This is a genomic window from Pseudomonadota bacterium (assembly GCA_037200975.1).
Classification (GTDB): domain Bacteria; phylum Pseudomonadota; class Gammaproteobacteria; order Steroidobacterales; family Steroidobacteraceae; genus CADEED01.
The window spans coordinates 4096238-4108066 of sequence record JBBCGI010000001.1 but is presented as its reverse complement, the minus strand read 5'-3'; the positions used below and the strand labels follow the sequence as shown (position 1 = coordinate 4108066).

Below are 11829 nucleotides of genomic sequence, written 5' to 3'. Positions count from 1 at the left end.
TGTCGGGCCTCACTCCCTAGGGATGATCGCGAAACCAGGTTTCGACCTGGGCATACCAGGCTTCGCGCGAAGCCGGATCGAGCAGGATCTGGAAATCGCCCATGGATCGCAGCACGTTCACGAAGTCGACCATGAAGCCGTACTTCGCATCGGTCGCGGACAGGCCGGCGGACAACGCGGTCTCCTGCGCATCGATCAGGTCGGTGACCGACACCGAGCCGCGCGCGTACGCCTCGCTGACGTTGCCGAGGTTTTCATCGGCGGCGGACTGGGCTTCGCGCGACAGGTCGATCGCCGGCCACGAGCTCGCGGTGCGGTGCAGATAGACGCGCGTGCGCGCCTCGACGCCGTCGGTGGCCGCGGCCTTGTCGGCCTCCCCGGCACGCAGTTCGTGCCGCGCCTGCGATTTCTCGGCGCCGCGCAGGCCGCTGGTGAACAGCGGCAAGGTCGCCTGCAGTGTCACGCTCCAGGATTCATCGTCGGGCGCGCCGGGCACCGACAGCGAACCGGCGCCGCTGCGGTCGGTGTATTTGGAACCGCTCGAGACCAGCGCCAGGTCGGGTAGATAGTAGCTGCGCGACGCCGAGCTCAACGCGCGCTGGCGCGCATCGATCACCGCGTCGGCGCGCGCGATCTCCGGCGCGTTCGCGAGCGCCGTGTGCACCGCGTACTCCATGAACACGGCCCACTTCGCCGGCGAATCCAGGAACGACTGCGTGCGCGGGCTCGATATCAGCGAAAGCGGGTCGTCGATGCCGGACTCCACCGTGGTGAACGGCTGGCTCGCCGGCCGGTGCAGGATGCGCAGCACCTCGGTCTCGGCCTGTCGCCGCTGCGATTCCGCCGCCAGCAGGTTCTGCTTGTCCTGGGCGAGCTGCGCCACCCAGCGTAGATAGTCGGAGCGGCCCGCGAGGCCGACTTCTTCGCGCACGCGCGAGGTCTCGAGGTTCCGGCGGGTGTTCTCGACGTTGCGGCGGCGAACGTTTTCCACCGCCTTGGCGCGCAGCAGGTTGAGATACGCCGACGCGGACTCGGTCAACGTGTCCAAAAGGTCCGCGCGTTGCCCGTGCGCCTGCGCCTGGCTCAAGGACTTGGCGATCGAGTACCCCGCCCAGGCGCGTTCGGAATAGATGACCTGGCTGAACGACAGGCCGGCGCTGGTCGTGTCCTCAGCCTGGATCAGCGGGCTGGCGCGATCCGCGTCGATGCGCGTGCGTGCAGCCGACGCGGACAGCGACGGCAGCAATCCGCTGCGCGCGATGCGGACATCGTCTTCGACGGATCCGAGACGTTCGCGACTCGCCGCCAATGCCGGGTTGGCATCGAGCGCGGCGCGCATGGCCTCGAGCAAGGTCAGCGGCTGCGTGCCGGTGGGCTCACCATACAGCTGCTCGGCGTCGGTCAGGAATTGCCAGCGCGGCGAAAAGCCGATGCCGTTCGCGACGCGCATGTTCAGCACCAGGCGCTGCGTGGTCGGGAAACCTACCTCGAACCGCGCGGGATCCTCTCCTCCCGCGATGCGCTGGATCATGATGACCACCCGCCGCGCCAGGCGTTCGGAGTCGCGCTCCGCACCACCGGTGGTCATCAGCATTCCTGCGTCGAGCTCGCTGCGCCCGACGACGGAGAACGTGGGCAGCTTGCGCGCCGCGAGACCGTCGGCGAGCTGGCGCACCTGCGTATCGTCGAAACGCAGCGGCGTGACGTACACGGCATCGACGCCCTGCGGAATGCTGGCCAGCGCCACGTCGACGTTGTCGCCGACGCGCACGATGCCGATCTTCAGATTGAGCGCAGCCGCGAGTTCCGTGGCCTTGTCCGACAGCTGCGGCAGCGCGGCCATCAGCGAATCGTCGACCAGCGCCACCAGGTATTTGAAACCGACGATGTCGTGGAATGTGCGCACTTCATTGGCGACGCTCTGGAAATCCGCGACGTAGGCGAAATTGTGCCGGCCGCTGCGGCCTTCGTTGAGCGGGTAGCCCTGCAGGATGGGATCGATCACCAGCGGCGCGATCACCGGTTTGGGCAGCGATACGCGACGCGCCGCCTGTTGCGAGGTGAGGATGCCGAGCGTGATGACCACGTCGACCTCGCGATCCGCCAGCGCGCGATCGAGCGCCGCGGCCGCGCCGTCGAGCGACCAGTCGCCGACGAAACGTTTCTCCGGCGGCAGCAGGATCTGGGTGTCGGGCGCGGCGATGTTGGCGATCTCGCGCTCGATGGCCTGGACGGAGAACACCTGCCGCCCGGCCGCGCCGTCGGTGACGATGCCGACCCGGAGCGTGCGCGCTTCGGCGGCAGCTGCGACCAGCACCAATACCAGCGCTGCCGCGACGCGGCGCGAGTTAAGGAATCCCAAAGGCCTCTCCCCGACTGGTTCTTGTTTGGCGGCATTTTAGTCACGAACACCCAGCGCGTGTTGAACGACTGTGCTGTCGTGCACAAATGTGAAAAGTGCGCAGGACACTCTGTGCGGTAGATCGCGCGCACCATGCCGGGTCGGCGCTACTCTTCGGCGCATGGCCAACGAACCATTACCGGGCGACGAGTCCGGTCAGCTCGAATCCCTGCTCGACCGCTGGCAGACCAGCCTCGACCTGCATGCCGGATATGCCGCGCTCGACGAGGAACGCTACTGGCACGTGCAGCCCTGGCCGAAACACGAACGGCCGCAACGCTGGATCATCCAGCTGGCGCGCAAGCGCATTCTTTCGCTCAAACGCATCGTCCAGCAGCGCCAGGTCGAAGGTGACCGCGCCTTCATCGAAGGCATCGAGATCATGAGTTTCCTGGCGACCCTCGTCGGCCTCACGTCGGTCGAGCGCTTCATCCCGCTGGCGACGCACGAGACCGAGCGTCGCGACGTGCTCGCCGCCAAACCCGAACCGTCCGCCGCGCGCGCGTCACAGGCCAAACCACCGCCGCTGTCGAAGACCATTCCGGGCGCGGAGCCCGCACGGCCGCGCACGCCGCCGGCACGCGAGCGCGAATCCACTTCGCGCACCGCCGAGAATCGCAAAGCCGTCGAGACGCCCTCGCGCACCGGCGAACACAAACGCACCGCCGAGACCACGCGGCAGATGCCGCAGCTGCCGAATTCGAAGATGTATCGCATGCTGGCCGCGCAACGCGCCGGCGTGCCGCTGAAGGACATGCCGCTGACGCAGCCCAAACGCGAGGCGCGCCGCGATCCGAATCGCCCCGCCACGATCAAGCCGAAAAAAACCGGCCCGGCGATCACGCCGGAGGAACACGTGGTGATCGCGGACGCGGTACGTTTGTTAGGCTGGGGCCGGCAGTGGCACGAACTCGCCGAGATGATCGCGCGCCTGGCCGAGCGGCCGGCGCCGGCGGAAATCCGCCGCGTGCTCAAGACTTACCGCGAACACATCGACGCCATCAGCACCCGGCGCGACGGATAGGACCCGGATTACAACACCGTAATCTCACTGCGATGGACCCCGATGCGCCTTGCGCGCGGACCCACTCCTCAGCAAAATCTGCGCCCCGGCGCCGACGGAACTAACCCGAGGCGTCCCGATCTCATCAGGCGCCATGATAAAGACGCAGAATCTAGTCAAGAATTACGACGGCCTGCTCGCCGTCGACGACCTGACCTTCTCGGTCGAGCCAGGCGAAGTGCTCGGCTTCCTCGGCCCCAACGGTGCCGGCAAATCCACCACGATGCGCATGATCGCAGGCTTCATCGCCCCGACCAGCGGCAGTGCCAGCATCTGCGGGCACGACGTCGCCACCGAACCACTGGCCGCGAAGGCCGCGCTGGGCTATCTACCCGAAGGCGCACCGCACTATGGAGAGATGAGCGTGGGCGGCTTCCTCGATTTCATCGCCGACCTGCGCCAGCTCCACGGCGCGCACCGCAAGGCGCGGCTGGATTACGTCATGCAGCGGCTGCAGCTCGAGACGGTGTACGAGCAGACCATCGAAACGCTTTCCAAGGGTTTCAAGCGCCGCGTCGGCCTCGCCCAGGCCATCGTGCACGACCCGAAGGTGCTGATCCTCGACGAACCCACCGACGGCCTCGACCCCATGCAGAAACACGAAGTGCGCACGCTGATCGGCGAAATCGCGAAGGAGAAGACCATCGTCATCTCCACGCACATCCTCGAAGAGGTCGACGCGGTGTGCACGCGCGCGGTGATCATCGCGCACGGCAAACTCGTGGCCGATGACACGCCCGCGGGCCTCAAGGCGCGCGCGCCTTCGGGCCGGCTCGAAGACGTGTTCCGCGCCGTGGCCGCCTGAAACTTTTCCGGAGAGTTCCTTGAAATCCGTGCAAATCATCCTGCGGCGCGAGCTCGCGAGTTACTTCGCGACGCCGCTCGCCCTGGTCGTCATCCTGTTCTTCCTGGTGCTCGCCAACCTGTTCGCGTTTTTCTTCGGCGCGATCTTCGAACGCGGCCAGGCCGATATGACGCCGTTCTTCACCTTCCTGCCCTGGCTCTACCTGCTGCTGTGTCCGGCCGTGTCGATGCGCCTGTGGGCCGAAGAGCGCCGCAACGGCAGCATCGAAATGCTGCTCACGCAGCCCATCACGCTGTGGCAGGCGGTGCTCGGGAAGTTCTTCGCCGCCTGGCTGTTCGTGGGTCTCGCGCTGCTGCTCACCTTCCCGCTGTGGATCACCATCAATTACCTCGGCAACCCGGACAACGGCGCCATCTTCGCCGCCTACGTCGGCAGCTTCTTCATCGCGGGTGGCTTCCTCGCCGTCGGGTCGTTCACCTCGGCCATCACGAAGAACCAGCTCATCGCCTTCCTGGTGGCCGCGGCGATCTGCTTCGTGTTGCTGCTCGCGGGCCACGGCATGGTGACGGCGTGGTTCGATTCGTGGGCGCCGCAGTGGCTGGTGGCCAGCATCGTGTCACTGTCGTTCCTCGCGCACTTCGAAAACATAATCAAAGGTCTGCTCGACCTGCGCGACATCCTCTACTTCGCGTTGGTCAGTGTCTTCTTCCTGCTCGCGAGCACGGTCGTGCTCGAGTCGCGCAAATCGAGCTAACGCACACATGTTCAAGAAATCCCAACTCAACGCCGGCGGCCTCGCGGTCATCGGTCTCCTGTTCGTGGCCGTCATGCTGCTCGCCAACCTGCTGTTGCGCGGCGCGCAGATCGACCTCACGAGCGACAAGCTCTACACGATTTCCGACGGCACCGAACACATCGTCGAGAACCTCAAGGAGCCCATCAACCTCTACCTGTTCTTCTCCGAACGCACGGCCACGCCGATTCCGCAGATCAAGAATCACGGCGTTCGCGTGCGCGAGTTGCTCCAGGAGCTCGCCTCGCGGTCCAAGGGCAAACTCACGCTCAAGGTGATCGATCCGCAGCCGTTCTCCGAGGAAGAGGACCGCGCCACGGAGCTCGGCATCACCTCGGTGCCCGTGAATGCCAGCGGCGAAAAACTTTACCTCGGTCTCGCAGCCACCAATTCGACCGACGGCAAGGAGTCGATTCCCTACCTGGACCCGAGCCTCGAAGAGCAGCTCGAGTACGACGTCGCCAAACTCATCCACAAGCTGTCGACGGCGAAAAAACCCGTCGTGGGCTGGTTGTCGTCGCTGCCGATGGGTGGGGATTTCGACATGCAATCCGGCCGGCCGCGTGCACCGTGGGTGGTCTACGGACAGATCGAGCAGCTCTACGACGTGCGCGCCCTCGAGCCGTCGCTGACGAAGATCGACGCGGACGTCGACGTGCTGGTCCTGGTGCACCCGAAAGAGCTGCCGCCGGCCGCCTTGTACGCCATCGACCAGTTCGCGATGCGCGGCGGACACATCCTGGCGTTCGTGGATCCGAATGCCCAGGCCGACCAGTCGGGTAACGACCCTAACAACCCGATGGCGCAGTTCCAGGCCGACAAATCCTCGCACCTGGAACCGCTGCTCGCCTCCTGGGGCGTCGACTTCAAGTCCGACCAAGTGGTCGGCGATCTCGAACGCGGCCTGACCGTCTCGATGCGCGAGGGCGAGCCGCCATCGCAGCACATCGCGGTGCTCGGTTTCGACGGCACGAACGTCTCCAAGGACGTGATCACCACGCACCTCGACAGCATCAACATGGCGACCGTCGGCAGTTTGAAGCCGGTCGCCGGCAGCAAGCTCAAATTCGAGTCGCTGATCAAGACCAGCAAACAGGCGGGGCTGCTGCCCGCGCAACGTTTCGCGATGATGAGCGACCCCGCGACCTTGCGCGACGGCTTCAAACCGCTGGGCGAGCTGACCGTCGCCGCGCGCATCTCGGGTAATGCCGTAAGCGCCTTCGCCAATGGCCCACCCGCGGGCGTCGTCGCCGCGCCGGATGCGCTGAAGGCTTCCGCCAAGCCGCTCAACGTGGTCGTCATCGCCGATACGGATCTGCTGCAGGATTTCATGTGGGTGAATGTGCGCAATTTCTTCGGCCAGACGATGGCGCAACCCTTCGCCAACAACGGCGAACTGGTCTGGAACGCGCTCGACAATCTCGCCGGCAGCGCCGACCTCATCAGCATTCGCGGCCGCGCCGCTTATTCGCGCCCGTTCGAACGCGTCGAGGCGTTGCGCCGCAGCGCCGACGCGCAGTTCCGCACCAAGGAACAGGAGCTCGAGCAGCAGCTGCAGCAGACCGAGGAGAACCTCACCAAGCTGCAGACGGCCAGCCCCGGTGGCGGCGAGGCGATCCTGTCCGCCGACCAGGCGCGCGAGATCGAGCGCTTCCAGGAAGACAAGTTGCGCATCCGCAAGGAACTGCGTGCGGTGAAAGCCGGCCTCGAGAACGACATCAAGGCGCTCGGCATGAAGATGAAACTCATCAACATCCTGGTGATGCCGGTGGTCTTCACGCTGCTGGCGTTGCTGGTCAATGCGTGGCACCGGCGGCGGCGCCATGCCATCGCCATGTTGCGCAAGGGAGGCGCGGCGTGAAGCAGAAGAATCTACTGGTCCTGGGCGCCGCCGCGGTCGTGTTGTTAGGCGCCGGCGTGTGGCTGTCGGCGCATCGGGCGCAACAGGGCAATCTCGGCGGCGGCGCCGTGTTTCCGGATCTCAAGGCAGCGCTGGGCGAAGTCGGGGAAGTACGCCTCTCCAAAGGCGACGGCAGCCGCACCACGCTGCGCAAGGGCGCCGGCGGCTGGACCGTGGTCGAACGCAACTACCCGGCCGACGGCAACCGCGTGCGCGAGCTCGTCATGAACCTCGTCGCGATGAAAGTGATCGAGCGCAAGACCAGCGACCCGGCAAACTACGCCAAGCTCGGCGTCGAGAAGCCGGATTCGCCCACCGCGTCCAGCACGCTGCTCGAAGTCGTCGCCGGCAAGAAGACCTGGTCGCTGATCGTCGGCAAAGGCGCCGAGGGCCGCGCCATCTATGTGCGCAAGCCCGACGATGCCGCCAGCGCCCTGGCCGAGCCGGCCGTTACCGCCGATCCGGACCAGAAACGCTGGCTCGACCGGGCCATCATCGATCTGCCGGGCGCCGACGTGCACGACATCTCGGTGAAACCCGCCGCCGGACCCGCCTATCTACTGACGCGCGCGCGCCGCGGCGATGCCGATCTCGCGTTGAGCCCGATTCCGAAAGGCCGCACCGCGGCGAGCGCAATGTCGATCGACGGCCAGGCGGAGGCCCTGGTCGCGCTGAACTTCGACGACGTGCGGGTATTGCCTGCGGCCCCGCCCGCCGCCACCGATCGCGCGACGTATCGCACCTTCGACGGCCAGGTGTTCGAATTCTCCGGCCATCGCGACCCGCAGAAGGCCTACGTTTCCGTGAGCGCCAGCCACGACGCGGCGCTCGCGGCCGAGTTCGCGGCGCCGGCGCCCGCAGCCGTACCGGCAGCGGACTCCGCCAAGCCCGCGGAGCCTGCCAAACCCGCGGCGCAGCCAGCCGTCGACGTCGAACGCCTGGCGGCCCGCGCCAAGGGCGTCGAGTACGAGATCCCTATCTACAAGTACGAGTCGATCTTCAAGCCGCAGGAAGAACTGCTCGAGAAGAACGCCGCGCCGGCGGCCGCGAAAAAGACGCTGCCGACGAAGAAGTAACCGCTATCGGGTCCGGGCGATAAGGACGAGCGACGTTCCAGCCAGCAGGAACGTCGGCGCCCAGGCGAGCACGAACGGGCTCGCATCGAACACCACCGCGCCGCTCTCGAGCATGCGCTGGACGAAGAAGAAGCTGACCCCGATCAGCACCCCGATGAGGGTGCGCGCGCCGGCGCCCGCGGCGCGCAGACTGCCGAACACGAACGGCACGGCCAGCAAGGCGGCGAACAGGATCGCCGCGGTACGCGCGATGCGCGACCAAAACGCGAATTCCTGCGGGCCGGCATCGAGATCGTTCGCCTTGAGGTAACCCATCAGACCCCACAACACGCGTGACTCCAGCTGGCGCGGTTCGCGCACCGTGAGGGCCAGGAAATCGCCGCCGATGGTCGAGTTGAACGCCCGGCTGGCCACCTTCTCGGCATCGACCGTGGGGCCGCCAAACGTCGTGGCGGCGTAATGCGTCAGCTTCCAGGTGCCGTCGGGCTGCACCGCCGCTGTCGAGGCGGTCGCGACCGATTTGAGACCGTGTTCCGGTGTCAGCTCGAAGATGCGCATGCCGCCGAACTCCCCGGCGCCGGACTGTTCCATGACGTTGATGAGGATGTCGCCGTCGCGCACCCAGGAGCCGCCGCGGCCGGCGTAACTGATGGTCGCGAATTTCGCGATCGCCTTCTGCCGCGTGGCCATCTGCTGCAGCGGCGGCGCGAGAAATTCGCCGCAGATCACCGCGACGACGATCAACAGCACGCCCGCCATGGCCACGGAGCCTGCGATGCGCCACACGGAGATGCCGGCCGCGCGCATGACCGTGAGCTCGCTGCCGCGCGCCAGGGTGCCGAGGCCCATCAACCCGCCGATCATGGTGCCGATCGGCAGGATTTCGTAGATCTGTTGCGGCAGGTTGAGCAGCACGAACCACAGCGCATCGAGCGCGCTGTAGCTGCCGACGCCGATGTCGTCCTGTTGCCCGGCGAACAGGAACATCGCCCCCAGGGTCACCAGCACGGCGACCACCACCAGCACGCCGCCTAACAACGCGCGGATCACGTAGCGGTCGAGCAGGTTCATGCCGGCACCGCCGCCGTGAGGGCCATGTTGCGCCGGTAACGCGCCTTCGCCAGCCAGCGCGGCACCAGCACGATGCCCGCGGCCAGCAGCGCGACGACCGCGTGCACCCACCACAGGCCGAGCCATGCAGGAGTGGTGCCGCGCACGATCCACACTTTTCCGGCGATGACGAGGTTGATGTAGACGAAGAAGATGAGCACGGCGTAACCGACGCGCGCGTATCGGCCCTGGCGGGGCCGCAAGCGGGCGAGCGGCACCGCGATGATGGCGAGCACCAACGCCATCACGGGAAACGCCAGGCGGAAGGCAAGCTCGGCGCTTTGTGCCTTGTCCTGCGACTGGAACAATTGCGCCGTCGGCAACCCCTGCATCGCCACCGCCCCGTCCGACAGTGCGGGCAGCCGCACGGGGATGGTGTTCTCGGCGAAGCGCACGATGCGGAAGCGGCGCTCGCCCGGAATGCCTTCGTAACGTTCGCCGTCGTACAACGTGATGATCTGCAGGTCGCCGTCCTCGGTGTACGTGTGACGCGCGCGCTGCGCGAGCGCGACCTCGATGTGATCGCCCCGGTCGCGTTCCACGAACACCCGCGTGAGCGTGCCGTCCTTTTCGGCGCCCTGCGCATACACCACGGTGTTGCCGCCGCCGAAGCTGCGGAACTTGCCCGACGTGATGGGCGAGAACTGCCCGGAGCGCACCGCCTCGCTGCGCAACTCGAGCACGCGGCCCGCCGCCGCAGGCGCCACCTGCAGCGACAAGGCGGCCAGCGCCGCGGCCAGCAGCACCGAGAAGCCGAGCACCGGCAACAGGATGGGCCGCAGACCCGCGCCGCAGGCCTGCGCCGCCGTCAATTCACTGTCGTGATAAAACCGGCCGAGCGCGAGGACGATGCCCAGCAACAGCCCGACCGGAACCAGCAGCGGCACGTTTTGCAGCGCGCCGAGCAGGATGAGTTCGAGCACCACGCCGCGCGGATACTGGCTCTCGGCCGCGCGCGCTAACACAGCCGCGACCTGATTTGTCAGCAATATCGCTAGTAATACGCCAGTTACGCCGAGCCAGCTGACGACAACTTCGCGCAGGATGTAGCGGTCGAGAATCCGCAGCAACAGACCACCTGAATTGACTTGAGTTACACTTCGCGACCTTAAAGCACCGCCGCCCTCCGCGACAAATAGCTGTGTAGTCGCGTACGAGGCCGGCCAGAGCAGGGGATCCAAAAGAAATGCAGTTCGAAACCTGGACAAAGGCGCTCGCGGAGCTGCCCATCGATTGCGTCGCCGTCGGAGTCCACGAGGACGGCGATCTGACCCCTGAAGCCAAAACGCTCGACCTGCGCTGCCGCGAAAAGCTCTCGCGGCTGGTGAAACGCGGCGATTTCACCGCCAAGCTCGGCGAGACCTGGCTGGTCACCGACCTCGAAGGCATCAGCGCCGAACGCGTGCTGCTGGTGGGCATCGGCGCCAAGGGAGATCTCGCCCGCAAGGCCTGGCGGCGTGCCACCCTGGCCGCCATCGGCGCTGCCACCCGTACCCGCATTTCCGCCCTCGCGCTGGCCCTGCCGCGCCCGGCCGCGAAGCTGCTGTCGGACGAACGCCTCGGCCGCGCGGTGGCCGAGATCGCCGGCAACAGCCTGTACCGCGTCAACGATCTGAAAAGCGCGAAGAAGCCACGCCCGCCCGCGTTGTCGCGCATCGTGGTCCCCGCGACCGCGAAGGCCGCGCCCGCCGTCAACAACGGCTTCGCGCAAGGCAGCGCGCTCGCCAACGGGGCCGCGCTGATGCGCAACCTCGCGAATCTGCCGGGCAACGTCTGCACGCCCACCTACCTCGGCAAGACCGCCGAGGGTCTTGCGAAGACGCACAAGTCGCTCAAGGTCAAAGTGCTCGGCCTGGCCGAGATCAAGCGCGAGAAGATGGGCTGTTTCCTGGCCGTCACCCAGGGCAGCGAAGAGCCGCCCCGCTTCCTCGTCATCGAACATCGGCACCCCAAGGCCAAAGGCGCGCCGGTCGTGCTGGTCGGCAAGGGCATCACCTTCGACACCGGCGGCATCTCGTTAAAAGATCCCCCGCTCATGGACGAAATGAAATTCGACATGAGTGGCGCAGCCTGTGTCATCGGCACGATGAACACCGTGGCGGAGCTCAACCTGCCGCTGCATGTCGTCGGCCTGGTGGCCGCCTGCGAGAACATGCCCGATGGCCGCGCCATCAAGCCCGGCGACATCGTCACCAGCGCGCAGGGGCTCACCATCGAGATCCTCAACACCGACGCCGAGGGCCGCCTGGTCCTCTGCGATGCGCTCCACTACGCGAAACGTTTCAAGCCCGCAGTCGTCATCGACATGGCGACGCTCACGGGCGCCATTGTCGTGGCACTCGGCACACACCACACCGGCGTGTTCGCGAACGACGACGCTCTGGCGCGCGAGCTGGTCGACTGCGGCGCCGTCGTGGACGATCGTGCCTGGCACATGCCGCTCACCGAGGAATACGGCGAGCAGCTCAAGAGCAACTTCGCCGACATGGCCAACGTCGCCGGCCGCGACGGCGGCTCGATCACCGCCGCGGCGTTCCTGTCGAAGTTCACCCAGGGGCTGACCTGGGCGCACCTCGACATCGCCGGCACCGCCTACCAGGGTGGCGCCGGCAAGGGCAGCACCGGGCGCCCGAGCGCGATGCTGCTCGAGTTCCTGCTGCGTCGCGCGAACCCGCGCTGAA

The 11829-nt window shown here is 66.6% G+C and carries 8 protein-coding genes and 1 pseudogene; 6 read left to right on the top strand and 3 right to left on the bottom strand.

The annotated features are described in order from the left end of the window. Positions 1-16: 16 nt before the first annotated feature. Positions 17-2362, bottom strand: a complete 2346-nt coding sequence (locus tag WDO72_18360; GenBank protein ID MEJ0087640.1) for a TolC family protein — start codon at positions 2360-2362, stop codon at positions 17-19. Positions 2363-2522: 160 nt separating this feature from the next. Between WDO72_18360 and WDO72_18355 the strand changes: the two genes are divergently transcribed. The 5 genes and pseudogenes from WDO72_18355 to WDO72_18335 all read left to right on the top strand — a co-directional run bounded on the left by WDO72_18355 (position 2523) and on the right by WDO72_18335 (position 8038). Further along, positions 2523-3425 carry a hypothetical protein gene (locus tag WDO72_18355; protein ID MEJ0087639.1) on the top strand — a complete coding sequence of 301 codons (903 nt, stop codon included), beginning with the start codon at positions 2523-2525 and terminating at the stop codon, positions 3423-3425. Positions 3426-3558: 133 nt separating this feature from the next. After that, positions 3559-4224, top strand: a pseudogene (locus WDO72_18350) (ABC transporter ATP-binding protein). A 64-nt stretch (positions 4225-4288) separates the two neighbouring features. Beyond that, positions 4289-5023 carry a heme exporter protein CcmB gene (locus WDO72_18345; GenBank protein ID MEJ0087638.1) on the top strand — a complete coding sequence of 245 codons (735 nt, stop codon included), beginning with the start codon at positions 4289-4291 and terminating at the stop codon, positions 5021-5023. A gap of 7 nt (positions 5024-5030) precedes the next feature. Next, on the top strand, positions 5031-6923 hold the full coding sequence (locus tag WDO72_18340) for a Gldg family protein (GenBank protein MEJ0087637.1): 1893 nt from the start codon (positions 5031-5033) through the stop codon (positions 6921-6923). Beyond that, positions 6920-8038, top strand: a complete 1119-nt coding sequence (locus WDO72_18335; GenBank protein ID MEJ0087636.1) for a DUF4340 domain-containing protein — start codon at positions 6920-6922, stop codon at positions 8036-8038. Before WDO72_18340 ends, WDO72_18335 begins: the two co-directional genes overlap by 4 nt. A 3-nt stretch (positions 8039-8041) precedes the next feature. On the opposite strand, the gene lptG is transcribed toward WDO72_18335, so the two are convergent. Next, positions 8042-9109, bottom strand: a complete 1068-nt coding sequence (gene lptG / locus WDO72_18330; GenBank protein MEJ0087635.1) for an LPS export ABC transporter permease LptG — start codon at positions 9107-9109, stop codon at positions 8042-8044. Beyond that, complete coding sequence (gene lptF / locus WDO72_18325) at positions 9106-10218, bottom strand: LPS export ABC transporter permease LptF (protein ID MEJ0087634.1); 1113 nt, start codon at positions 10216-10218, stop codon at positions 9106-9108. Before lptF ends, lptG begins: the two co-directional genes overlap by 4 nt. A 116-nt stretch (positions 10219-10334) precedes the next feature. Here lptF and WDO72_18320 point away from each other — a divergent pair, with 116 nt between their 5' ends. Further along, positions 10335-11828, top strand: a complete 1494-nt coding sequence (locus WDO72_18320; GenBank protein ID MEJ0087633.1) for a leucyl aminopeptidase — start codon at positions 10335-10337, stop codon at positions 11826-11828. Position 11829: the final 1 nt, after the last annotated feature.

Bases quoted from the DNA above. Each gene is read 5' to 3' on its own strand.
- WDO72_18320 (MEJ0087633.1), top strand. From the start codon at position 10,335: ATGCAGTTCGAAACCTGGACAAAGGCGCTCGCGGAGCTGCCCATCGAT.
- WDO72_18355 (MEJ0087639.1), top strand. From the start codon at position 2,523: ATGGCCAACGAACCATTACCGGGCGACGAGTCCGGTCAGCTCGAATCC.
- lptG (MEJ0087635.1), bottom strand. From the start codon at position 9,109: ATGAACCTGCTCGACCGCTACGTGATCCGCGCGTTGTTAGGCGGCGTG.
- WDO72_18340 (MEJ0087637.1), top strand. From the start codon at position 5,031: ATGTTCAAGAAATCCCAACTCAACGCCGGCGGCCTCGCGGTCATCGGT.